At 72.9% G+C, this 23037-nt stretch carries 19 protein-coding genes; 9 read left to right on the forward strand and 10 right to left on the reverse strand.

The features are described 5' to 3' along the window. Positions 1 to 172: 172 nt before the first annotated feature. Positions 173 to 2179: an acyl-CoA dehydrogenase family protein gene (locus tag FHU30_RS12080; protein ID WP_253874970.1), complete on the reverse strand. Its 2007-nt coding sequence runs from the start codon at positions 2177 to 2179 to the stop codon at positions 173 to 175. A 188-nt stretch (positions 2180 to 2367) separates the two neighbouring features. On the opposite strand from FHU30_RS12080, the gene FHU30_RS12085 reads away from it, so the two are divergent. The 3 genes from FHU30_RS12085 (at position 2368) to FHU30_RS12095 (ending at position 5947) form a co-directional block, all read left to right on the forward strand. Continuing rightward, positions 2368 to 3126, forward strand: coding sequence for an IclR family transcriptional regulator (locus tag FHU30_RS12085; RefSeq protein ID WP_253874971.1), 759 nt, complete (start codon positions 2368 to 2370; stop codon positions 3124 to 3126). Positions 3127 to 3264: 138 nt separating this feature from the next. Beyond that, the gene (locus FHU30_RS12090) at positions 3265 to 4464 is read left to right on the forward strand and encodes an MFS transporter (protein WP_253874972.1); all 1200 of its coding nucleotides are present in this window, start codon (positions 3265 to 3267) and stop codon (positions 4462 to 4464) included. Positions 4465 to 4540: 76 nt separating this feature from the next. Beyond that, positions 4541 to 5947: a polysaccharide lyase 6 family protein gene (locus tag FHU30_RS12095; RefSeq protein ID WP_253874973.1), complete on the forward strand. Its 1407-nt coding sequence runs from the start codon at positions 4541 to 4543 to the stop codon at positions 5945 to 5947. A 64-nt stretch (positions 5948 to 6011) separates the two neighbouring features. On the opposite strand, the gene FHU30_RS12100 is transcribed toward FHU30_RS12095, so the two are convergent. The 4 genes from FHU30_RS12100 to FHU30_RS12115 form a co-directional block, all read right to left on the reverse strand. Then, the gene (locus tag FHU30_RS12100) at positions 6012 to 6794 is read right to left on the reverse strand and encodes an enoyl-CoA hydratase/isomerase family protein (RefSeq protein WP_253874974.1); all 783 of its coding nucleotides are present in this window, start codon (positions 6792 to 6794) and stop codon (positions 6012 to 6014) included. Positions 6795 to 6885: 91 nt separating this feature from the next. Then, positions 6886 to 8019, reverse strand: coding sequence for an acetyl-CoA C-acetyltransferase (locus FHU30_RS12105; RefSeq protein ID WP_253874976.1), 1134 nt, complete (start codon positions 8017 to 8019; stop codon positions 6886 to 6888). A gap of 164 nt (positions 8020 to 8183) precedes the next feature. After that, a complete protein-coding gene (locus FHU30_RS12110) occupies positions 8184 to 10223 on the reverse strand; it encodes an MFS transporter (protein WP_253874978.1) in 2040 nt (679 codons plus the stop codon). Positions 10224 to 10448: 225 nt separating this feature from the next. Continuing rightward, positions 10449 to 10856, reverse strand: coding sequence for a hypothetical protein (locus FHU30_RS12115; protein ID WP_253874979.1), 408 nt, complete (start codon positions 10854 to 10856; stop codon positions 10449 to 10451). 101 nt (positions 10857 to 10957) lie between these two features. Here FHU30_RS12115 and FHU30_RS12120 point away from each other — a divergent pair, with 101 nt between their 5' ends. The 3 genes from FHU30_RS12120 (at position 10958) to FHU30_RS12130 (ending at position 13171) form a co-directional block, all read left to right on the forward strand. After that, positions 10958 to 11119 carry a hypothetical protein gene (locus FHU30_RS12120; RefSeq protein WP_253874981.1) on the forward strand — a complete coding sequence of 54 codons (162 nt, stop codon included), beginning with the start codon at positions 10958 to 10960 and terminating at the stop codon, positions 11117 to 11119. 222 nt (positions 11120 to 11341) lie between these two features. Beyond that, positions 11342 to 12157: a class I SAM-dependent methyltransferase gene (locus FHU30_RS12125; RefSeq protein ID WP_253874982.1), complete on the forward strand. Its 816-nt coding sequence runs from the start codon at positions 11342 to 11344 to the stop codon at positions 12155 to 12157. Positions 12158 to 12190: 33 nt separating this feature from the next. Then, complete coding sequence (locus tag FHU30_RS12130; RefSeq protein ID WP_253874983.1) at positions 12191 to 13171, forward strand: zinc-dependent alcohol dehydrogenase family protein; 981 nt, start codon at positions 12191 to 12193, stop codon at positions 13169 to 13171. A 77-nt stretch (positions 13172 to 13248) separates the two neighbouring features. Here the strand turns inward: FHU30_RS12130 and FHU30_RS12135 are convergent, their stop codons facing one another. The 4 genes from FHU30_RS12135 to pdxH form a co-directional block, all read right to left on the reverse strand. After that, positions 13249 to 15519, reverse strand: a complete 2271-nt coding sequence (locus FHU30_RS12135) for an ATP-binding SpoIIE family protein phosphatase (protein ID WP_253874984.1) — start codon at positions 15517 to 15519, stop codon at positions 13249 to 13251. 255 nt (positions 15520 to 15774) lie between these two features. Further along, positions 15775 to 16473, reverse strand: coding sequence for an iron-dependent transcriptional repressor DtxR (locus tag FHU30_RS12140; RefSeq protein WP_308211275.1), 699 nt, complete (start codon positions 16471 to 16473; stop codon positions 15775 to 15777). A gap of 222 nt (positions 16474 to 16695) precedes the next feature. Continuing rightward, complete coding sequence (locus FHU30_RS12145; protein ID WP_253874985.1) at positions 16696 to 18108, reverse strand: MFS transporter; 1413 nt, start codon at positions 18106 to 18108, stop codon at positions 16696 to 16698. Beyond that, positions 18105 to 18764 (reverse strand): pyridoxamine 5'-phosphate oxidase, encoded by a 660-nt coding sequence (gene pdxH, locus FHU30_RS12150; protein WP_253874986.1) that lies wholly within the window; start codon positions 18762 to 18764, stop codon positions 18105 to 18107. Before pdxH ends, FHU30_RS12145 begins: the two co-directional genes overlap by 4 nt. A gap of 107 nt (positions 18765 to 18871) precedes the next feature. Here pdxH and FHU30_RS12155 point away from each other — a divergent pair, with 107 nt between their 5' ends. The 3 genes from FHU30_RS12155 (at position 18872) to serC (ending at position 21815) form a co-directional block, all read left to right on the forward strand. Then, positions 18872 to 19984, forward strand: a complete 1113-nt coding sequence (locus FHU30_RS12155) for a citrate synthase 2 (RefSeq protein ID WP_253874987.1) — start codon at positions 18872 to 18874, stop codon at positions 19982 to 19984. Between the two features lie 201 nt (positions 19985 to 20185). Further along, a complete protein-coding gene (locus FHU30_RS12160; RefSeq protein ID WP_253874988.1) occupies positions 20186 to 20599 on the forward strand; it encodes a hypothetical protein in 414 nt (137 codons plus the stop codon). A 79-nt stretch (positions 20600 to 20678) separates the two neighbouring features. Continuing rightward, positions 20679 to 21815 (forward strand): phosphoserine transaminase, encoded by a 1137-nt coding sequence (gene serC / locus FHU30_RS12165; RefSeq protein ID WP_253874989.1) that lies wholly within the window; start codon positions 20679 to 20681, stop codon positions 21813 to 21815. A 109-nt stretch (positions 21816 to 21924) separates the two neighbouring features. Here the strand turns inward: serC and FHU30_RS12170 are convergent, their stop codons facing one another. After that, positions 21925 to 22923, reverse strand: a complete 999-nt coding sequence (locus FHU30_RS12170) for a class II glutamine amidotransferase (RefSeq protein WP_253874991.1) — start codon at positions 22921 to 22923, stop codon at positions 21925 to 21927. Positions 22924 to 23037 lie beyond the last annotated feature (114 nt).

Here is a 23037-nt window from a genome sequence, read left to right on the forward strand (position 1 = left end):
CGAAGGCAGGCGGAGAGTTTTCATATGGTGACACTGTGCGATGATCCGCAGCTAGTCCGTCCTCCCGGATGTCTCCGCCCAATCGGACGGCAGGGGCGGATGGGGCCCGCGGGTCAGTCGATGAACCCGCGGGTCAGTCGATGAACCCGCGGGTCAGCCGATGAGCCGGCGGTCAGCCGATGAAGCGGTGCACGTCCTCGCGCTCGCTCGGGCCCGGTTCGGCGGGCGCGATCCAGGGGCCGGGGACGGACGGGTCGAGCACGCCCTCCTCCAGCCAGGCGAAATCGCCGTGCAGGACCTCGCGGGCGAGCTTCGCGTCCGCCGCGTCCGTGTTGTGCCACAGCGCCTCGAACAGCTCCTCGACCCGCACCCGCGACTGGCGGCAGAACGCGTCGGCCAGCCGGAGCGCCGAGGCGGGCGGCTGCACGGCGGTCTCGCCGACCGGGTCGCCCTCGGGATGCGCGTCGGCGTGGGCGCGGACGCAGACCGCGCTCATCGCGTAAAGCTCGGCGCCGATGTCGACCATCCGCCCGAGGAAGCCCTGGCGCCGTTCCAGCCCGCCCTGCCAGCGCGCGGCCGCATAGAACGTCGAGCGGGCGAGCTTGCGCGAGGCGCGCTCCACGTAGCGCAGGTGCTTGGCCAGCGGTCCGAACTGGTTGTACGCGCCCGGACGCTGCCCGGACCCCGTGACCAGCGTCGGGAGCCAGCGCGCGTAGAAGCCCCCGGCGCGCGCCGCCGCCTGCGCCTTGTCCTTCGGCGACGCGTCCGGGTCGATGACGTCACCGGCCACCGACAGGTGCGCGTCCACCGCCTCGCGCGCGATGAGCAAATGCATAATCTCCGTGCTTCCTTCGAATATTCGGTTAATTCGAAGATCACGGAAGACCTGCTCGACCGGGACGCCGCGCTCGCCGCGGGCGACCAGCGACTCGGCCGTCTCGTAGCCGCGCCCGCCCCGGATCTGGACGAGGTCGTCGGCGATCCGGGAGGCCATCTCGGACGCCCAGAGCTTCGCGAGCGCCGCCTCGATCCGGATGTCGTTGCGCTCGTCGTCCGCCAGCCGGCTCGACAGGTCGAGCATGGCCTCCAGCGCGTAGGACGTGGCGGCGATGAACGACACCTTCTTCGCGATGGCCTCGTGCTCGCCGACGGGCCGTCCCCACTGGACGCGCTCGGCCGTCCAGCCGCGGGCGATCCCGGTGGCCCACTTCCCCGCCGCCGCGCACATCGCGGGCAGCGAGAGCCGTCCGGTGTTCAGCGTGGTCAGGGCGACCTTGAGGCCCGCGCCCTCGGGTCCGACGAGGTTCGCCGCCGGGACGCGGACGTCGTGGAACCGCGTCACGCCGTTCTCGATGCCGCGCAGCCCCATGAACGCGTTGCGGTTCTCGACCGTGATGCCGGGGCTGTGCATGTCCACGACGAACGCGGAGATCCCGCCGCGGTGCCCCTCGCTCTTCGGGACGCGCGCCATGACCACGACCAGGTCGGCGATCACGCCGTTGGTCGTCCACAGCTTCACCCCGTTGAGGACGTAGTCGTCGCCGTCCGGGACGGCCGTGGCGCGCAGCCGCGCCGGGTCGGACCCGACGTCCGGCTCGGTGAGCAGGAACGCGGTGACCGAGCGCGCGCTGACCGGCAGCCACGCGGCCTTCTGCTCGTCCGTGCCGAACAGCTTGACCGGCTGCGGGACGCCGATGGACTGGTGCGCCGACACCAGCGCGCCGAGCGCCGGGCTGGTCGAGCCGATCACCATCAGCGCCCGGCCGTAGTGGTACTGGCTGAGGCCGAGCCCGCCGTACTCCTCGGGGATCTTCATGCCGAGCGCGCCGAGCTCGCGCAGGCCCTTGACCACCTCGTCCGGGATGCGGGCCTCGCGCTCGATCCGCATCGGGTCGACGCGGGTGGCGCAGAACTCGCGCAGCCGCGCGAGGAACTCCTCGCCCTTGCGGTGGGACGCGGCGTCCCCACGCGGATGCGGATGGATCAGATCGAGGCGGAAGTCGCCCAGGAAGAGCTGCTTGCCGAAGCTGGGCAGGTGCCACTCGGCCTCGCGGGCCTCCTCGGCGACCCTGCGGGCGGTGCGCTCGTCCACCTGCGTTCCGGCCTGGGCGCCGCTCTGCGTTCCGGCCTGGGCGGCGTTCCGCGTTCCGGTCTGGGCGGCGTGGTCCGGCTGGTTCATGCCGACTCCTCGGACGTGCTCCCGGGGGCTCTCCCCGCGAAGTTACTCCCGAGTGGTACCGATGAGTAGGGGTGCCTCCAAGACCGACTTGGCGAAAACGCCCGCCGGTCCGCACGGAAGGTGATCCAATGGTCGCGTACCGCCCATGTCCTTGGCCGCTGCCCGGCCGGAGGGGTTCGCTGTGCGTGATGGATGAGACACGGAGACCTACTCTCATCTCCTCGGTGCAGCGCGCGTTGCGGCTCATGGAGGCCGTGGCCTCGCACCCCAACGGCGCGCCCGCCAAGCAGCTGTCCCGTGAGGCGGGACTGCCGCTCGCAACCACATATCACCTGCTCCGTACCCTGGCCCACGAGGGTTACGCCCTGCGGCTGACCGACGGCGCGTGGGTGCTGGGCGACCGCGTCCACTCGCTCCAGGGCCAGGCGCGGGCGCAGCAGCTGCTGACCCGGATCCGCCCGGCGCTGGTCGCGCTGCGCGACGAGCTGGGCGTCGCGTCCTACTTCGGCATGCACGTGGACGACGAGATCCGCATCGTGGACATCGCGGACGGCCCGCGCGCGCCGCGGGTGGACCTGTGGGTCGGCTTCGACGAGGCCGCGCACGCGACCGCGATCGGCAAGTGCATGCTCGGCCAGCTCGACGAGGACCGGCGCCGCGACTACCTGTCCCGGCACCCGCTGGTCGACCTGACCCCGCACACGATCACCGAGCCGCGCCGCCTGATGCACGTGCTGGACGAGCAGACCGGGCTGTCCCTCGACCACGAGGAGTACGCGATCGGCACCGGCTGCGCGGCCGTCCCGGTGACCGACGCGACGGGCGGCCTGGTCGGCGCGCTCGCGATCTCGTGCCGGTCGACGAAACTGCCCAAGGTGGAGGCGCGGGTGCACCGGATGCAGGCGACGGCGGCGCGCATCCAGCGCACGCTCAGCCTGACGCTGTGATCCCCGGCACTCCGCCGATGTAACTGTCGAAACGGGATTGACCGGTTACGGCATGCCCGCCTACCGTCGTGACTGTCATTCTTGCAGATGGCAGTTACGGAGGACGTCGTGAGGGGAAGCGGGCAAGGCCGGGGCCGGTTGCCGCGGAGCGTGTGGCTGCTGGCCGCCGCGCGGGCGGTGAACCGGCTCGGCGCGTTCTCGGTGCCGTTCCTCGCGGCGCTGACCGTCGTCCGGTTCGGCGCGAGCCCGGTCACTGCCGGGCTGGTCACGGCCGCGTTCGGGGTGGCGACCATCCCGTCCCGGCTGCTCGGCGGGCGGCTCGCCGACCGGATCGGGCGCCGCCGCTCGATCGTCCTCGGGCTGGCCGGGTGCGCGGTCGCGCAGCTCGCGATCGCCGCCGCCGGGACGGTCTGGCAGGTGCTCGCGTTCGCGGTGCTGCTCGGGCTGGTCTACGAGATCTACGAACCGGCGAGCCAGGCCATGATCGCGGACGCGGTCGGGCCGGCCGACCGGGCCCGCGCGTACAGCCTGTTCAGCGCCGCCCTCGCCGCCGGCGGCACCGGCGCCGGGCTGATCGCGGCCGCGGTCGGGCGCTGGGACCTGCGCTGGCTGTTCGTGATCGACGCCGCGTCCTGCCTGGCGTGCGCGGTGGTGGTCCGGCGCGTCCTGCCGCTGGACCGCCCGCTCCGCGCCGGGACGAAGCGGACCGGCGCGTCTCCCTGGCGCGACCCGGCGCTGCTCGCGCTGCTCGGCTGCGGGACGTTCTACGCGCTCGTCTACACGCAGGTCACGGTCGCGCTGCCGCTGTCGATGCGGCACAGCGGCCTGGACGCGGCCGACGCCGGAATCCTGTTCACCGTCGCCGCCGTCAGCACGGTCGCGGGCCAACCGCTGCTGCGGCTCGGACGGCTCGCCGCGCTCTCCACGCCCGTGATGCTCGCGAGCGGCTGCGTCCTGCTCGCCGCCGGTTTCGCGGGGTACGCGTTCGTGCAGGGCCTCGTCCCGCTCGCGCTCGCGACCGTCGTGTGGAGCGCCGGGGACCTGCTCATCTTCGGCCGCGTGTACGCGACCGTCGCCGATCTCGCCCCGCCGGACGGCCGCGGCCACTACCTGTCGGTATACGGGCTGAGCTGGGGATTCGCCGCCGTCATCGCGCCGGTCACCGCCACCTGGACGCTCCAGCACGCGGGCGTCGCCGCGCTCTGGACCGGCACGGCCGCCCTCTGCCTCGTCCTCGCCGCGTTCCAGTTCCTCGTCGTGAAACCGCTGCTCCCGGACGCGCCGCGGGACGACGCGCCCGTCCTCCTGGAGCCGGCGCCCGCCCCGGCCGCTAGTTGAACACTTGGGGTTTTCGTCCCCGTGGACGGCGGTTCGCCCCTACACTGCCGCCAGCCCAGACGATCACGGAGGTCCCATGGCGAGGCGACGGACGGCACGGATCACGCTCATCACGGCGGGCGCGGGCGCGCTCGCCTGCGGGGCCGCGGCGGCGGTCGCGGTGGCGACGACCGGCGGCGGGCACGGGACGGCGGTCTCGGCGGTCGCCGGGCGGACGGTCCTGGCGTCCTCCCCGGCCGACCTCCAGAAGAAGGTCGATGCGGCGCGGCCGGGCGACACCGTTTTGCTCCGCGACGGTTCGTACACGCTGAACGCGCCCGTGGCGATCACCGGACGCGCCGGGACGAAGCAGGCCCGGATCACGGTCGCCGCGCAGCACACCGGCAAGGTCGTCCTGACCGGGACGGGCGGCATCACGATCGCGCGCTCGCCCTACGTGACGCTCGCCGGGTTCGTTTTCCACACCCGGCAGGCGCCGGCCGTGCCCGCCGACTCGCCCGGCGTCCGGTTCACCCGCAACACGTTCCGGCTGGCCGAGCCGTCCGGCAAGAACAACTGGGTGAGCGTCGAGGCCGACGACGTCCAGGTGGACCACAACACGTTCGCGCACAAGCGGTCCCAGGGCGTGTACCTGCAGATCAACGGCCCCGGCAAGGCCATGGCCCAGCGGACGCACGTGAACGCGAACCTGTTCAGCGACCACGGCTACAGCGGGTCCAACGGCGGCGAGTGCATCCGGCTCGGCTACGGCGACAAGGGCGCCGTTCCGGCGCACGCGCTCATCGAGGGCAACCTGCTCGACCGCGCGAACGGCGACGCCGAAGGCATCTCGGTCAAGTCGTCGAACAACGTCGTCCGGTACAACACGTTCCGGAACAGCAAGGGCTGGATCGTCCTGCGCTTCAGCAACGACTCGCAGGTCTACGGCAACGACCTGTTCGGGACGTCCGGCATCCGCTTCTACGGGCGCGGCCACGACATCCACACCAACTACGTCGAAGGCGGCGTCACCGTCGGCGGCGGGACGTCCGACCCGAACGCCTACTGGCCCGCCGACCACGTCCGGTTCACGCACAACACCGTCCTCGGCCAGGTCAAGAGCGACCACTCGGGCGGTGGCAAGGCGCATGACCTGACCTTTGCCGACAACGTCGTCCGGACGTCCACGGCCCCGGCCGTGAGCGTCAGCGTCCTCAACTCGTCCTTCGCGGGCAACCTGTTCTTCGCGCCTGCCAAGGGCGCGCCGGGCGTCCCGGCGTCCGGCTACCGGTTCGCCGATCCGAAGCTGAAGCCCGCCGGCGGCCTCCAGCACCTCGCCAAGGGCAGCCCGGCCGTGAACGCCGCGAAGAGCCCCTTCCAGGGCGCCGACATCGACGGCCAGGCGGCGGTCGGACGCGCCGACATCGGCGCGGACGAACTCTCCACCGCCCGCGTGTCCCGCGTCCCGCTGACCACCGCGAACGTCGGCCCGTCCGCCCGCTGACCCCGGCGCGACCGCCTTCCTCGAAACCTCAGCCGCGCGCCCAGCGGCGCGCCCAGCGGCGGGCTCAGCGGCCCTTGAAGTCGGGGGTCCGCTTTTCGAGGAAGGCGGTGATGCCCTCCTTGGCGTCCTCGGTCGCCGCGAGCGCGACCAGCTCGCCGAGGAGGTGCTCGACGGCGTCCTCCAGTGGACGGCCCTCGATCGCGAAGAAGGCGTCCCGGCCGCGCCGCAGCCCGATCGGCGACTTGGACGCGATCGTGCGGGCCAGCCCGTCCACCCGGGCGTCCAGGTCGGCGCGCGGGACGACCTCGGTGACCAGCCCGATCTCGCGGCCCTCGGCGGCGGTGATCCGCTCGCCGGTGTAGTACAGCTTGAACGCGTGCTTGGGCGCGACGTTCCGGTTGATGATGGCCATGATCATCATGGGCCACAGCCCCACGTTGACCTCGGGTGTCGCCAGCTTCACGTCGTCGGCGGCGAGCACCAGGTCGCACGCGGCGGCGAGGCCGAGCCCGCCCGCCACGGCGTGCCCGGCGAGCCGCGCGAGCACCGGCTTGCCGATCTTCGGGAACGCGGTGAACAGCCGGAACGGCGCGCTCGCCCGCAGCTCCTCGGGGGTGGCCGCCACGCCGGACGCGGCCAGCCCGCCCAGGTCGGCCCCGGCGCAGAACGCCCGGTCCCCCGCCCCCGTCAGCACGATGACCCGGACCTCGTCGTCGTCTCGTGCGCGCGCGAAGGCGTCGAGCAGCTCGTCCACCATCGCGTCGTTCAGCGAGTTGCGCGCGTCGGGCCGGTTCAGTGTGATGCGCGCGATCCGCTCGGACACGGAGTACAGGATCGTCGAGTACACAGCGCCTCCCAAGGCCACAGGCCCCTGTTCCAAGATGAACGGGCGGGACCGGCCACGCGGTCCCGCCCGAACGATGCCAGAAAGCGGACGGCTAGAGGCGCTCGATGATGGTGGCGTTGGCCTGGCCGCCGCCCTCGCACATCGTCTGGAGGCCGTAGCGGCCGCCGGTGCGCTCCAGCTCGTGCAGCAGCTTGGTCATCAGGATGCCGCCGGTCGCGCCCAGCGGGTGGCCGAGGGCGATCGCGCCGCCGTTCGGGTTGGTCTTCTCCAGGGACGCGCCGGTCTCCTGCGCCCACGCCAGCGGCACCGGCGCGAACGCCTCGTTGACCTCGAACACGTCGATGTCGCCGATGGACAGGCCGCTCTTGGCCAGCGCCTTCTCGGTCGCCGGGATCGGGCCGGTCAGCATGTAGACCGGGTCCGAGCCGGTGACGGCCAGGGTGTGGATGCGGGCGCGCGGGGTGAGGTTGTGCCGCCGGACGGCCTCCTCGGACGCGATGAGCAGCGCGGACGCGCCGATGGAGATCTGCGACGACACGGCCGCGGTGATGACGCCGCCGTCGCGCAGCGTCTTCAGCGTGGCCATCTTCTCCATCGAGGCGTCCGGACGGGCGCCCTCGTCCTTGGCGAGGCCGGCGAGCGGGGCGATCTCGCGGTCGAAGTGGCCCGCCTCGATCGCCTTGGCGGCGCGGCGGTGCGACTCCAGCGCGAACCGCTCCAGGTCCTCGCGGCTGTAGCCCCACTTCTCGGCCATCAGCTCCGCGCCGCGGAACTGGGAGATCTCCTGCATGCCGTACCGCTCGGCCCAGCGCTCGCCGTACGGGAAGTCCAGGCCCTGCACGATGGACGCGCCCATCGGGACCTTCGCCATGTGCTCGACGCCGGACGCGACGACCAGGTCCTGCGTGCCGGACAGCACGCCCTGCGCGGCGAAGTGGATCGCCTGCTGGGACGAGCCGCACTGCCGGTCGATGGTCACGCCGGGCACGTTCTCCGGCAGCCCGGCCGACAGCCACGCGGTGCGCGCGATGTCCAGGGCCTGGCCGCCGACCTGCATGACGCAGCCCATGATGTTGTCCTCGACCGCGGCCGGGTCGACCCCGGTCCGGTCGACCAGCTCCTTCAGGACGTGCGCGCCGAGGTCGGCGGGGTGGACGTCCTTCAGTGCGCCCTTCTTGGTACCGACGGGGGTACGGACCGCGCCGACGATGTACGCCTCGGCCACTGCGCCTCCAAAAGCCAGGGGTTGGGGTTCCGTCCCGAAACCGAGTGAGATTCGGTCAGTCAGTATGAGATTACAACGCCCCCGGCGCAATCTCCTGTGACCTGGGTCTCGGTACTGTCCGCACGTCTCCGGGCAAGGGGCCCGCGCCCGTGGATCCGGCCAGGCTAGCGGCGGCCGGACCGCTCCGCCCGGTGCCGCCCGCGCCCGTGCACGGCGCGTCCCTCGGCGTCGTCGCCCAGCGTGGCGCGGGTGAGCCGGGTGAGGACGTCGGCCAGCTCCGGGTTCTCGTCCGGCGACCAGTCGGAGATCTGCCGGGCGAGCCCGGCGCGCCGCGCCCGGACGAGCCGCTCGGCGACCTCGGTCCCGCGCTCGGTCGGCGCGAGGGTCGTGCCGTCCGAGGTCACCAGGCCGTCCTCCACCAGCCCGCGGACGTGCGGGCGCCCCTCCTCGACCGTCACGCCGGCGCGTTCGGCCAGGTCCTCGCCGCGGACCGAGCCGTCCTTGGCGATCCGGCACAGCGCCCACATCTGCTCGGGCGGCAGCGACACCCCGGCCGCCTGCGCGAGCCGTCCGTACAGCTCCAGCGCGGACGGGTCGTTCCGGATCAGCTCGCTGAGCGCGCGCTCGGCCTCCGTGCGCGACGAGCCGTCCCCGAGCGGCTGGACGGCGTCGACCGCGCCCGCGCCGGACCGCAGCGGCGTCTCCTTCATGAACCAGGTCAGGACGCACGCGACCAGCGCGACCGGCACCGCGTACAGGAACACCTTGGAGATCGCGTCCGAGTAGGCGTGCAGCAGGTCCAAGTGGACGTTCGGCGGCAGCTTGTCCAGCAGCTTCGGGTTGCCCTGCACGGCCGCCGGGTTGAACCCGCCGCGCAACTCGCCCTTCTTGGCCAGGTCGGTGATGTTGCCGGCAAGCCGGTTGGCGAACACCGTGCCGAACGCCGCGACGCCGAACGACCCGCCGATCTGCCGGAAGAACGTCACCGCGGACGTCGCGACCCCGAGGTCGGCGTAGTCCACCCGGTTCTGCACCGCGATGACCAGCACCTGCATGACCAGGCCGAGGCCGAAGCCGAGCAGCGCGAACCGCAGGCTCATCGACAGCGTGGACGACCCGACGCCCATCCGGGACAGCAGGAACAGCGCGAGCGCGACGATCGGCGTGCCGATCATCGGGTAGATCCGGTACCGGCCGTTCTTGCTGATCAGCTGGCCGGACCCGATCGAGGCGACCAGCAGCCCGAGCATCATCGGGAGCAGGTAGACCCCCGACATCGTCGGCGACACGCCGTGCACGACCTGCAGGAACAGCGGCAGGTAGGTCATCGCGCCGAACATCGCGAAGCCGACCACGAACCCGATCGCCGAGGACAGGTCGAAGGTGGAGTCGCGGAACAGCCGCAGCGGGATGATCGGCTCGGCGGCGCGGTGCTCGGCGTACACCCAGAGCACGATCAGCACCACGGCGAGCACGCCGAGCCCGATGATCTGCGGCGACACCCAGTCGTACTCGGTGCCGCCCCAGGTGGTCATCAGCACCAGCGCCGTCGCCCAGCCGATGATCAGCAGCGTGCCCAGGTAGTCGATCCTGTGCTTGTGCCGGACGGGCCTGGTGTGCAGCGCGAACGCGATCGCGGCCAGCGCGAGCAGCCCGATCGGCAGGTTGATGTAGAACACCCAGTGCCAGGACAGGTTGTCGACGAACCAGCCGCCGAGCAGCGGCCCGCACACGCTGGAGACGCCGAACACCGCGCCGAACAGGCCCTGGTACCGGCCGCGCTCGCGGGGCGGCACCACGTCCCCGACGATCGCGATCGCCAGCACCATCAGGCCGCCGCCGCCCACGCCCTGGATCGCGCGGAACGCGATCAGCTGGCCCATGCTCCCCGCTACCCCGCACAGCGCGGACCCGGCCAGAAAGATCACGATGGACGCCTGGAACAGCCGCTTGCGCCCGTACTGGTCGCCGAGCTTGCCCCACAGCGGCGTGCACGCGGTGGACGACAGCAGGTACGCCGTCACCACCCAGGACAGGTGGTTCAGCCCGCCGAGGTCGCCCACGATCGTCGGCAGCGCCGTGGCGACGATCGTCTGGTCGAGCGCCGCCAGCAGCATCGAGAGCATCAGCGCCCCGAGGACGACCGCCAGCTCCCGGCCCTTCGGCATCTCGCGCGCGGCAGGTTCAGCCGTCGTTGTGGACATCCGCCCCCCAAAGCCCGTCCGGTCCCCCCGAACCGTCCGTTCATGTCCCAGGGGACCTACCCGCACCCGCGCAAAGATCACGTGCCGGGCGCGCCCACGCTCCCCGACCGGGCCGCCCCCGGGGCAGGAGAGGACGTTCCGGGGACGGGAGAGGACGTCCTGGGGTCGGAGTGGACGTCCCGGCCTGGGGAAGGACGTCCCGGCTCGGGAGGGGCCGCCCCGGGGTCAGGGGAGGAGGTCGCGGGTGACCTTGGCGGCGCCGAGGGCGGTGGCGCCCGCGGCGATGCCGGTCGCGCCCGCGGCCACCCAGAGCGGGAGGCCCGGACGGCTGCGGAGGCCGTTGACGGTGTCCAGGCCGTCCACGACGAGGCCGAGCCGCGCCCAGGTCTTGCGGGCGGGGCCGCGGCTCAGCAGGTAGCCCGCGCCGAGCGCGAGCTCGCGCGCCGCGAACATCCGGGTGACGTAGTCGCGTCCGGCGTCCGCGTGCCCGCCGAGGCCCATGGCCTTCACGGTCAGCCTGGGGGCGGCGAAGGCGGCGACGCCCACCGCGATCCGGGCGCGGGCGACGTTCAGCATGACCGCGTCGAGCCGCTCGGCGACGCCCTTGTTCTCAGTTTCCGTCACATCAGCCACGAACCGGAGGTTATCCCCCGGCGCGACCGGCCGGTGACCCGGCTCTGACCGAGTTATGGTCATGGTTGTAGCCCGTCCTCCCGGAACGAAGGTGGCCGTCCATGCAAGCACTGCTCGCCCTGGCCGTCACCGGGCTGCTCGTCGCGTTCTGCGTGCGGTGGGTCGCGGCGAGGCTCAAGCTGGGCGCGCCGACCCGGATGGCCGTCATCACCGTGTTCGTGCTCGTCGCGCTGGCCCTGTTCGGGCACCAGCTCGGCAGCTAGCGCGCTCCCCGGCCGGAACCGGCGGCCGCCTCCGGCCAGGTTTTCCGGGAACCGGACGGAGATGTTCTACATCGGAGTCGAACCTATCGCCGGGTCACGGAGTCATAACTGACGAAACCGGCTTCACCCCTCCCCGCTCACGCCCGCCGGACGTCCTCGACCGGCGGCGGGCGGGTGGGTCCCCGCCGCACCGCCGCCCCCGAGCCGAGGGAGAGTCCAGACGTGCCGCATCCGGCGACCACACTCCAGGAGCCCGGCCGCGCCGTCGCCCCCCACCTGCGGCGGCTGCTCGACTTCGCCGAGCCCCGCGCGGGCGACGTCTGCCTGGACGTCGCGCGCGGCCCGGGCCCGCTGCCCGCCGCCCTCAGCGGCCTGGTGCGGCGGGTGACGGCGGTCGACGCGGCGTCCCCGCTGCGGTCCCGGAACGCCCGCACGGCCACGACCACCTTCGGCACCGGCCCGGTCCGCATCGCCGACCTCGGCGAGGAGCCGGTGGACGCCGTCCCGCCGTCGCACGCCCTGCCGTTCGAGGCGCGCAGGCTCCCGGCGGGGGCCGTGCGCGCCGACGCGTCCGCGCTGCCCTACCAGGACCGCTCGTTCTCCCTGGTCACGACGAGGTTCGCGCTGTTCCACCTGGGCCGTCCCGAACGCGTCCTGCGCGAGCTGCTGCGGGTGTGCCGCCGGGACGGGCGGGTCGTCATCGCCGACCTCGTGCGCGGCAACACCGCCGGCACCGACCGGGACCGGATCGAGCGGCTGCGCGACCCGAACCACCCCGGCACGCCGTCCATCGCGGGCCTCACCGAACTGATCGTCTCGGCGGGCGCGAACGTCCAGCGGCTGGACGTGTTCACCGTCGAGCGCCCGCTCGAACCGTGGCTGGCCGGGGCGTCCGACGCGGACGCCGCCGACGTGATCCGCACCGAGCTGCTGGACGAGGTGGACGGCGGCCCGCGCACCGGCGCCAAGCCGCGCATCATCGGCGGCGAGCTGTGGTTCACCCAGTCCTGGGCGCACCTGGCCGCCGAACCCATCTGAGGCACCCGGAACCGCGCGGCGTAGCTTGGAGAAATGCACGCGTGGACGGTCCCCGAGCCGGGGACGCTGCGGCGGACCGAGCGGGACGCGCCCGAGCCCGGCCCCGGCGAGCTGCTGGTGAAGGTGCTGGCCTGCGGGGTGTGCCGCACCGATTTGCATGTCCTGGACGGTGACCTGCCCGTCCATCGCAAGGGCGTCGTACCGGGCCACGAGATCGTCGGCGAGGTCGTGGCGGCCGGCCCGGACTGCGTGCACGAGTCCGGCGACCGCGTCGGCGTCGCCTGGCTGCGCGGCACGTGCGGCAAGTGCAAGTTCTGCCGCCGCGGCGCGGAGAACCTCTGCCCGTACTCCGTCTACACCGGTTGGGACGAGGACGGCGGTTACGCCGACTTCGCGCTCGCCGTGGACGCCTTCGTGTACCGGCTCCCGGACGATCTCGACGCCGTCCGCACCGCTCCGCTGCTCTGCGCCGGGATCATCGGCTACCGCGCGCTGCGCCGCGCGGACGTCCCGCCCGGCGGGCGCCTCGGCATCTGGGGCTTCGGCGGCTCCGCCCACCTCGCCGCGCAGGTCGCCCTCGCCGAGGGCACCGAGGTCCACGTCTACACGCGCGGCGAGAAGGCACGCGAGCTGGCCCTGGAACTGGGCGCGACGTGGGCGGGCGAGTCCTTCGACGAAGGCCCGGCGCTGCTCGACGCCGCGATCTGCTTCGCGCCCGCCGGGGAGCTCGTCCCGGCCGCGCTCGAACGCCTCGACCGCGGCGGGACGCTCGCCATCGCGGGCATCCACCTCAGCGACGTCCCGTCCCTGGACTACCAGCGGCACCTGTTCCAGGAGCGCCAGGTGCGCTCGGTGACGTCCAACACCCGCGCGGACGGCGAGGAGTTCCTCACCATCGCCGCGCGCCTCGGCCTCAAGGTCACCACACACGAGTATCCGCTGGACGAGGCCGACAAGGCCCTGGACGACCTCCGCGCCGGACGCTTCGCCGGCGCCGCCGTCCTCGTCCCGTAAGGCCCGGGCCGTACGCCCTCTAACGCAAGGGCAGCTGGAACCAGACGGCTAGCGCAGGGGCAGTCGGGACCAGACGGCTAACGCAAGGGCAGTTGGAACCAGACGGCCTTGCCGTTCTGCGTCGGACGGGCCCCCCAGCGCGTCGCGAGCTGGTCGACCAGGTACAGCCCGCGGCCGCCCTCGTCGGTCTCGCCCGCGCTGCGGATGCGCGGCAGCCGCATGTCGGCGTCGAAGACCTCGACCCACACGGCGTCCGCGCCCTTGCGGAGGCGGACCCGGAACTCCTTGGTGACCGGTTCGCGGCGGCCGAGGTCGGAGCCCAGCACGTCCACGGGGTCGGCCCCGCCCTCCGGCGGCAGGCTCCAGTCGTCCTCGTCCAGGTTGAAGTGCACCGGCGGGCCGCCGTCCAGGACCAGCTCGCGCCGGGGCGCCGGTGTCGCGGCGGCGTGCAGGACGACGTTGGTGACGACCTCCGACACCAGCAGGCACGCGAGTTCGGCCTGCTCGGCGGGCATGCCCCAGGCGGCGAACGCGTCGGAGGCCATCCGCCGCGCCTCCGACACCATGATCGGCTCGGCCGGGAAGGTGCGGTCGGCGACGGCCAGCTCCTCCGGCGAGGTGCGGATCACCACGATCGCGACGTCGTCGGCGATATCGCCGGGGATGGCGTCGTAGGCCGCGCCCGCGATCGCCTCCACGTCCTTGCGGGCGACGGACGCGACGGCCCTGCGGACGGCCTCGCGCGCCTGCTCGCGGCTGTAGTAGCCGCCGTCCTCGCGCGGGCGGCGGTCGATCAGCCCGTCGGTGTAGAGCACCAGCGTGGAGCCGGGCTTCAGCTCGGCGGTCTCCTCGTTGAACAGGATCTCGCCGCCGATGCCCTGGGCGCGGACGCCGAGCATCGCGCCCTCGCTCTCGAACTTCAGGTCGTGGACCTCGCCGTCCACCAACAGCAGCGGCGGGTCGTGCCCGGCGTTGGCGAACTCCAGCACCCGCGACCACGCGTCGTAGACGAAGTAGGTGCACGACACCAGCGGCGGGCGGACGAGGTCGTCGTTGCTCCAGCCCGAGGTCATCCGGGACGGCCGGGTCATCGTGCGGACCCACTCGTCCAGCTTGCGCAGGATGTCGGCGGGCGGCTTGTCGTCCTGCGCGAACGCGCGCAGCGCCGCGCGGAGCTGGCCCATCACCGCGGCGGCCCGCGCGCCCCGGCCCTCGACGTCGCCGATGACCAGCCCGACGCGTCCGGCCGACAGCGGGATCACGTCGTACCAGTCGCCGCCGACCTGCGTCTGGATGCCGTGGCCGTGCGACTCCAGCGGCCGGGCGGGCTCGTACCGCCAGGCGATCTGCAGGCCGTCCGGGCTGGGCGGGCGCTCGCCGGGCAGCAGGTGCTTCTGGAAGGCGAGCGCGGTCTCGCGCTCCTCCTCGAACAGCAGCGCGTTGTCGACGGCCAGCGCGATCCGGGACGCGATCGCGCCGATCAGGTCGCGGTCGAAGCCGTCGTAGTGCGGGTCCGGGCGGCGGGACAGGTTCGACAGCGCCAGCGACATCACGCCGAGCAGCTCGCCCCGCGCGATCAGCGGCGCGGCGATCACCGAGGTGATGCCCATCGCGTCGCCGAGCCGCTGGGACTCCTGGGTCGGCGCGGCGAACCGGTGCTGCAGCATGTCCTCGACGAGGACGGCGTCGCGGCGGTTCATCGCGCGGGTCGCGAAGTGGCCCGGCGGGTAGGACACCGGCTCGCCGGTCTCGGCCCAGGTGCCGGGCGGCGGCTCCCAGCCGCCCGCGTGCGCGGACACCCGCCGGTAGAGCCGGTCGCCGCTGAACAGGTCGATGAAGCAGTGGTCGGCGAACTGCGGGACGAGCGTGTCGGCGACCCGCTGGAGCGTCGCGGCCAGCTCCAGGGACGCCGAGAGCCGCTCCCCTATGCGTTCCAGGATGCCGTAGCGGTCCTGCTCGCGCTGGTTGGAGCGGAGCGCCTCGCGGGCGAAGATCACGATGCCGTCCACCGCGCCGGACGGGTGCCGCAGCGGGACGGCGTGCGCGCGGGTGTAGACGGTCGAGCCGTCGGCGCGCTGGTTGCAGAAGGTGCCCTCCCAGACACCGCCCTTGAGCACGTGCTTGGCCAGCTCGGTGGCCTGCTCGTGGTCCTCCTCGGCGATGCCGAGGGACAGGATCGAGTGCCCGATGACGTCGTCGCCGCCGAACCCGAACAGCTGCCGCGCGAAGTGGTTGCCGTAGATCACGTTGGAGAACCGGTCGCACACCACGACCGCCATCTCCATCTGGGCGAGGACGGTCTCGGGCGGCAGGTGCGCCTCGAACGGCGACTCACCCCAACGCTTCATGACCCACTCCCCCGGGGGGCGACGCGCCGGTCCCGGGCGGGGCGCGCCCCACCCGTTCCGGCCTCGCCGGTCTCCGCTCGTCCGCTCACCACAGCCCTTCCGCGCGACGCGTCCCGGGGCGGACGGTCTCGCCGACCCGCGCCGGACGCCACTTGAGGTATTGAACGACGAACCGGCCCCCCGGACACGCCGGATCGTGGCGACGAAACGGAGATCTTTGGTGTGGAGCCGCCCATGGGGGCAGGGGCGGCGCCGTCAGCGGCGGCTGACGAACACGTGTCCGGCGATGTCGGCCGGAAGGTCGGTCTCCGGGCCGTCGGTCTCGTCGTCACAGACCACCCGCACCCCGTCGTCGGTCGTCCGAAGAGTCACCTCTCGTCCCGGTTGTATCCCGATCTGCTTGAGTCTAAGCATCAGATCGCTGTCACTCTGCACCTGTTCGGAAATACGCCGAACAATCGCCTGCGTGCCGTGCGCGGACGCCGCCGCGGACATCGGCACGACGGGAGCCTCGTCGAGTCCGTCATGACCGCCCAGGTCGGACAGGCCGGGGATCGGGTTGCCGTGCGGGCAGATGGTCGGGTTGTCCAGCAGCGCGACCAGCCGCCGCTCGACCTCCTCGCTCATCACGTGCTCCCAGCGGCACGCCTCGATGTGCACGTCCTCCCAGGGCAGGCCGATCACGTTCACCAGCAGGCACTCGGCCAGCCGGTGCTTGCGCATCACCGACACCGCCAGGCTGCGGCCGGAGTCGGTCAGTTCCAGGTGCCGGTCCCCCTCGACCCTGAGCAGGCCGTCCCGCTCCATGCGGGCGACCGTCTGGCTCACCGTCGGGCCGCTCTGCGAGAGGCGCTCGGCGATGCGCGCGCGGAGGGGGACGATCCCCTCCTCTTCGAGCTCGAACACCGTTCGGAGGTACATCTCCGTGGTGTCGATCAGGCCGTGTGAGGTCACGAGCTCCCTCCAGTGTTGTGGCCATCGAGTCTACTTGCTGCGGCCCTTCCGGACCGGGGCGAGTGAATATCCTCTCCGGCGCCGGGTACGGCACAACGCCGGAGGACCGCCCGATCTTCCCGCCCCGTCCGGCCGGGCGGCCGCAAGCCCCGGTCAGCCCCGCGTGTCGCGGTCCATCCCGCCCCGGGCGCGTCCGGGGACGTCCCCGCCTGGTTCCGGATCTCAGTCGCCGCTCGCGCCGGGGGCGTAGGTCATCAGGGACGGGACGGACAGCCCGACGATCACCACCAGGACGGCGCAGACCACGCCGCCGCCGACCCAGGACGCGCCCGCCCCGGCCACCGACGCCACCGCGCCGGCGCGCAGGTCGCCGAGCCGGGGCCCGCCCGCCACGACCACGGTGAACACGCCCTGGAGGCGGCCGCGCATCTCGTCCGGCGCGTAGGTCTGCAAGATCGACTGGCGGAACACCGAGGACACCAGGTCGGCCGCGCCGCCCACGGCGAGCAGCGCGAACGCCAGCCACAGCGCGTGCGCGAGCCCGGCGGCGGCCACGGCCACGCCCCAGACCGCGATGGACGCGACGAGCGCCGCGCCCTGCCGGTGGATCCGCCCGATCCAGCCGGACAGCAGCCCGCCGAGCAGCGCGCCGAACCCGATCGCGGCGACCAGCCAGCCGACCGCCGCCTCGCTGTGGAACCGGGTCTCGGCCATCTCGGGGAACAGCGCGCGGGGCATCGCGACGACCATGGCGATCAGGTCCACGACGAACGACATCAGCAGGACGGGCTGGGTGGCGATGAAGCGCAGCCCGTCCACGACCGAGCGCAGGCCGAGCGGCCCCGTGCCCGCGCCGAGCGGCGGGATCGCGGGCAGCCGGACGGCCGCGTACAGGCCGACGGCGAACAGCGCCGCGTCCAGCGCGTATGCGGCCGGGTAGCTCCAGTGCGTGAGGATCAGCCCGGCGAGCAGCGGCCCGGTCAGCGTGCCCACGGTCTGGACGGTGAAGTTCAGCGTGTTGGCGGCGGGCACGAGCGGTTCGTCCAGCAGCCGGGGGATGATCGCGCCGCGGGTCGGCGAGGACACCGCGAACCCGACCGACTGGACCGCGACCGCCCCGAGGATCAGCGCCAGGCTGCCCGCGTGCAGCAGCGCCTGGAGCATCAGCACCAGCGTGGCCGTCCAGGACACGCAGGACGCCGCGAGCAGCAGCTTCCGCCGGTCCATGTGGTCGGCGACCGCGCCGCCCCACAGCCCGAAGACGATCAGCGGGACGAGGTTGGCGATGCCCAGCACGCCCACCCACAGCGACGAGTGCGTCATCTCGTACACCTGGACGGGCACGGCGACCGACGTCACCTGGAACCCGACGAACGACACGCCCTGGCCGAGCCAGAGCCGCCGGTACGCGGGATGCGCCAGCGGCCGCGTGTCGATCGCCACCCGCCGCCACAGCGCCGTCTTCTCGTCCGCTCCGGCCGTCGCGCCTGCTCCGGCAGGCTCGGCGGAGTCGGTAGAGGCGGCCTGCTCGTCCGGGGGGAGGACGGTCGAGGCGGCCGGGACGGCCGGCGGGGGCTGCTGGGAGGGGATGTGGTCCTGTCGCTGTTCGGGGGTCTGGTTTTCGGGGGAGCTCACGGGGAGAGTCTCTCGACCTTCCATTCGTCGCCTGTACGGCGGTACCGGATCCTGTCGTGCAGGCGGTTGAGGCGGCCCTGCCAGAACTCCACCGCCTCGGGGACGACCAGGTAGCCGCCCCAGAAGTCCGGCAGCGGCACCTCGCCGGGCCAGCGCTCGTTCAACGCCGCGTAGCGGTCCTCGATTTCCGCCCGGGTCCCGATCACCTCGGACTGGTGGCTCGCCCAGGCCCCGATCCGGGACCCGTGCGGGCGCCCCTCGAAGTACAGCCGGACGTCCTCGCGGGGTAGCTCCTCGACCGTCCCCTCGATCCTGACCTGCCGGTACATCGGGTGCCAGGGGAAGACGAGCGCGGCGCGCGGGTTGGCGGCCAGCTCGTGCCCCTTGCGGGACTCCAGGTTGGTGAAGAACCGGAAGCCGTCCTCGCCGAAGCCCTTCAGCAGGACGGTCCGCGCCGACGGCGCGCCGTCCGGCGAGGCGGTCGCGAGGACCATCGCGTTGGGCTCGGGAAGGCCCACCGCGGCGGCCTCGGAGAACCAGGCCGCGAACAGGGGAAGCGGCTCGGCGGGGAGGCCCTCATCGGGGAGTTCTCCGGCTGCGTAGGATTCCCGGAGCCGTGCGGGATCGGGCGCACTCACATCGTTCGAGCCTCTCACCTGGGCATTGTGCAACTCACAGGGGCCTGGGTACTAGCCAGTAGGGCGGACAGGGTTCAATGGCACGGCACCGCCTTATCACTCATGGGGACGAAAGGCAGGACGACATGTCCGACTTCAAACCCGGTCTAGAGGGGGTCGTAGCCTTCGAGACCGAGATCGCCGAACCGGACAAGGAGGGCGGCGCCCTCCGTTACCGGGGCGTCGACATCGAGGAGCTCGTCGGTCGCGTCTCCTTCGGCGACGCCTGGGGCCTGCTGGTCGACGACTCCTTCGACCCGGGCCTCACCCCGGCGCCGCCGCTCGCGCTGCCGGTCGTCTCCGGCGACGTCCGGGTGGACGCCCAGGCCGGGCTGCCGGCGCTGGCCCCCCGCTACGGCCTCAAGCCGCTGCTGGACATCTCCGACGAGCAGGCCCGCGCCGACCTCGCGCTGGTCTCGGCGAACGCGCTGTCGTTCGTCGCCCAGTCCGCGCGCGGCATCGGGGTCCCGGTCGTCCCGCAGTCCCGGGTGGACGAGGCGCGGACGATCACCGAGCGGTTCATGATCCAGTGGCGCGGTGAGCCGGACCCCCGGCACGTGCAGGCCATCGACGCCTACTGGGTCTCCGCCGCCGAGCACGGCCTGAACGCCTCCACCTTCACCGCCCGCGTGATCGCCTCCACCGGCGCGGACGTGGCCGCGTCCATCTCGGGTGCGATCGGCGCGATGTCCGGTCCGCTGCACGGCGGCGCCCCGGCCCGCGTGCTGCCGATGATCGAGAAGGTCGAGCAGGTCGGCGACGCCCGCCGGGTCGTGACCGACATCCTCGACTCGGGCGAGCGGCTGATGGGCTTCGGCCACCGCGTCTACCGCGCCGAGGACCCGCGCGCCCGCGTGCTCCGCCGCACCGCGCGCGAGCTGAGCGCGCCGCGCTTCGAGGCGGCCAAGTCGCTGGAGGACGCCGCCCTGGCCGTCCTGCGCGAGCGCCGTCCGGACCGCGCGATCGAGACCAACGTCGAGTTCTGGGCCGCGGTCATCCTGGACTTCGCCGAGGTCCCGACCGCGATGATGCCCGCGATGTTCACCTGCGGTCGCACCGCGGGCTGGGCCGCGCACATCCTGGAGCAGAAGCGCACCGGCCGCCTGGTCCGCCCGTCGGCCCGCTACACCGGCCCCGGCACGCGCTCGATCAACGACGTCGCCGGCTCCGCCGACGCCCTGAAGCGCTACGCGGCCTGACCCCCGCGACGCCCCGGCGTCCGACGCATGAGGCCCCTGGATCTCCAGGGGCCTTGTTCGTTTCCGCCGCCTGCCTCTCCCCGCTCGTTTCTGCCGTTCGTTCCGGTTGTGGGCTTCTGCCTTTCGTTTCTGCTGCTCGTTCGGGCCTTGGTTTCGCCAACTGTTCGTGCGCGGCCGTCCCGGTGCCTACCCTCTGCGTCCATGGACGACGAACCCCTCGAAGGTGACATCGGCCCGTCCGCGCCCGTCCGGGAGGACGCGCCGGACCGCTCCGACGCGTCCGCGCCCGGGCCCGAGCCGGGCGGCCCGCCGCTTCCTCGCCCGGCTGACCCGGACGAGCGGCGCGCGGCGGTCGCGGCCGAGATACGGCGGCTGGAGGCCGAGCGCGAGCGCCGCCGGCGCCGGACGAACGCGCTCGCCGGACGCGCCGCGTTCTGGCTGCTCGCGCTGTTCCTGGCGTTCCTGGCCTACGACTCGGCGGTGACGGCGCACGAGGCGCGGCAGCGCGGCGCCGACTGGATCTACCCGCCCGCCGTGAACGCGGTCCTGTGCATCCTCGGCGTCCTGCTGCTGCTCGGCTTCGCGCTCTGGCGCCGCCGCGCCCGGAGCCGGTGAGCAGGCCCGCAGGCAGGACGGCGTCTCGGCATGTGGTCCGGACGGCGATCATGAAAGGGCGGTCGGTACCCTTCGTGGGGTGACCGAGAGCGCGAATCCTTCCCTTGCCATTCCCGCCGACCTGAAGCCCGCCGACGGCCGGTTCGGATGCGGGCCGTCGAAGGTCCGTCCCGAGCAGCTGGCCGCCCTCGCCGCGTCCGGCGACACCTACCTGGGCACCTCGCACCGGCAGAAGCCGGTCAAGTCGCTGGTCGGCCGCGTGCGCGCCGGGCTGAGCGAGCTGTTCTCGCTGCCCGAGGGCTACGAGGTGCTGCTCAGCAACGGCGGCACCACCTGCTTCTGGGACGCCGCCGCGTTCGGCCTCGTCCGGAACAGGTCGCAGCACCTCGCGTTCGGCGAGTTCTCCAGCAAGTTCGCCAAGGTCACCAAGGGCGCGCCGTGGCTGGACGACCCGTCGGTGATCTCCGCCGACCCGGGCAGCCACCCGGAGGCCCGCGCGGAGGAGGGCATCGACGTCTACGCCCTCACCCACAACGAGACCTCGACCGGCGTCGCGATGCCGATCGCGCGCCCCGCGGGCACCTCGGCGGACGGGTCGCTCGTGCTCGTGGACGCCACGTCCGGCGCGGGCGGCCTGCCCGTGGACGTCAGCGAGACCGACGTCTACTACTTCGCGCCGCAGAAGTGCTTCGCGGCGGACGGCGGCCTGTGGATCGGCCTCGCCTCCCCGGCGGCGCTGGCCCGGATCGAGGAGATCGCCGCGTCCGACCGGTACATCCCGGAGTTCTTCAACCTGAAGACGGTCGTGGACAACTCGGCCAAGGACCAGACCTACAACACGCCCGCCGTCGCCACCCTGCTGCTCCTCGCCGAGCAGATCGAGTGGATGAACGGCAACGGCGGCCTGGCCTGGACCACCGCGCGCACCGCCGACTCGTCCCAGCGGCTCTACACCTGGGCCGAGAAGACGTCCTACACCACGCCGTTCGTCACCGACCCGGCCCAGCGCTCCCAGGTCGTCGGCACGATCGACTTCACCGACGACGTGGACGCCGCGGCCGTGGCGAAGGTGCTGCGCGCCAACGGCATCGTCGACACCGAGCCCTACCGGAAGCTGGGCAAGAACCAGCTCCGCATCGGCATGTTCCCGGCGATCGACCCGTCCGACGTCGAGGCCCTCACCCAGTGCATCGACTACGTGGTCGAGAACCTCTAGGCAACTGAGCCAGAAGGGCGGGACGCTCCGGCATCCCGCCCTTTCAGCTTGTTCAAACGGAGCGTGCTCGGGTGGGGCTTGATCACGCGGAGCGTGCTTGCGCGCGTGGTCAGGCGACGGTGGCGGGTGTTCCGGCCGGGTCGTCCACGCCGAGCGGGGCGACGCGGTGGCGGAGGGACGAGCGGTCCCGGGCGGCGTCGGCGGGGGTGAAGCCCGTCCAGACGCGGTCGTCCAGGTCGAAGGCGCGGGCGGTGGGCGTGAACCCGGCGCCGGTGAGGATCTCGGGACGGGCGCCCGGCGCAGGCGGCCCCAGCCGCAGGTAGGTGCCCTCGCGGAGCATGACGACGGTCGCGAAGCGGACGCTGGTGTGCCGCTCGGCCAGCCGGAACCACTTGGGATTGGACGCCCAGTAGAAGTTCTGCTCGTCGTCCACCGCGACCGTGAGCGGGCTGACGGCGGCGCGGGCCAGGTGCACGACGTCCGGACGGGCGCGCTCGACCCAGGCGAGGGCGGCGCGTCCGACCAGGGCGGTGAGCGCTGCGGTGACGTCCGGCACGGACGCGCGGCCCGCGAGCACCTGGAAGATCGGCTCGGAGTCGGTGCCCCCGACGGGCGGGGGCGGTCCGTACCGGGCGCGCAGCGCGCCCGCCTCGATGTCGCCGTTGTGCGTGGCGACGATCCCGGCGGCGCGGGCGGCGAGCGGGCCCGCCGCGGCGGCTCCGCCGACCACCAGCGGGCTGGCGTTGTCGAGCGAGTGGGGCGTGCCCTGGGTGGCCCACCTCGTGTGGCCGAGCACGATCGGCGCGGCGTCCAGCTCGGGCAGCAGGTCGGGGCGCCAGACGGCGGAGAACGCGCCGCGCCCCTTCACCACCCGGCAGCCGTCATGGAGCAGGTCGCTGCTGCGCTCGTCGGCGACGCCCTCCAGCGGGGCCGCGTCCCGTCCGGCGGGACGGCCCGTCAGCAGGGCCAGCCCGGCCGAGTCGGTACCGCGTTCCTCGGCGAGGGTTCCCAGGGCGACGACGACGTCCGACGCGCGTTCCGGATGGACCGCGGCGGGCGAGCGCAGCAGCCCGAACAATCCGCACATGCTGGATGAGACGTATCTCATGAGGGACGGGTTCGAGGGCTCTCCGGGGCCGAATAAGCTCGGAACGTGAACCGCGCGCCCCGATGGCTGCTCCCTACCGTGCTGACCGCGCTCGTGCTCGCCGTGGTCATCGGC

The sequence above is a fragment of the Actinomadura rupiterrae genome (assembly GCF_024172125.1).
Classification (GTDB): Bacteria; Actinomycetota; Actinomycetes; order Streptosporangiales; family Streptosporangiaceae; genus Spirillospora; species Spirillospora rupiterrae.

Excerpts from the sequence above, each read along its gene's own strand:
- FHU30_RS12080 (WP_253874970.1), bottom strand. The coding sequence starts at position 2,179 with ATGAACCAGCCGGACCACGCCGCCCAGACCGGAACGCGGAACGCCGCC.
- FHU30_RS12085 (WP_253874971.1), top strand. The coding sequence starts at position 2,368 with ATGGATGAGACACGGAGACCTACTCTCATCTCCTCGGTGCAGCGCGCG.
- FHU30_RS12095 (WP_253874973.1), top strand. The coding sequence starts at position 4,541 with ATGGCGAGGCGACGGACGGCACGGATCACGCTCATCACGGCGGGCGCG.
- FHU30_RS12110 (WP_253874978.1), bottom strand. The coding sequence starts at position 10,223 with ATGTCCACAACGACGGCTGAACCTGCCGCGCGCGAGATGCCGAAGGGC.
- FHU30_RS12120 (WP_253874981.1), top strand. The coding sequence starts at position 10,958 with ATGCAAGCACTGCTCGCCCTGGCCGTCACCGGGCTGCTCGTCGCGTTC.
- FHU30_RS12130 (WP_253874983.1), top strand. The coding sequence starts at position 12,191 with ATGCACGCGTGGACGGTCCCCGAGCCGGGGACGCTGCGGCGGACCGAG.
- FHU30_RS12135 (WP_253874984.1), bottom strand. The coding sequence starts at position 15,519 with ATGAAGCGTTGGGGTGAGTCGCCGTTCGAGGCGCACCTGCCGCCCGAG.
- FHU30_RS12155 (WP_253874987.1), top strand. The coding sequence starts at position 18,872 with ATGTCCGACTTCAAACCCGGTCTAGAGGGGGTCGTAGCCTTCGAGACC.
- FHU30_RS12160 (WP_253874988.1), top strand. The coding sequence starts at position 20,186 with ATGGACGACGAACCCCTCGAAGGTGACATCGGCCCGTCCGCGCCCGTC.
- FHU30_RS12170 (WP_253874991.1), bottom strand. The coding sequence starts at position 22,923 with ATGAGATACGTCTCATCCAGCATGTGCGGATTGTTCGGGCTGCTGCGC.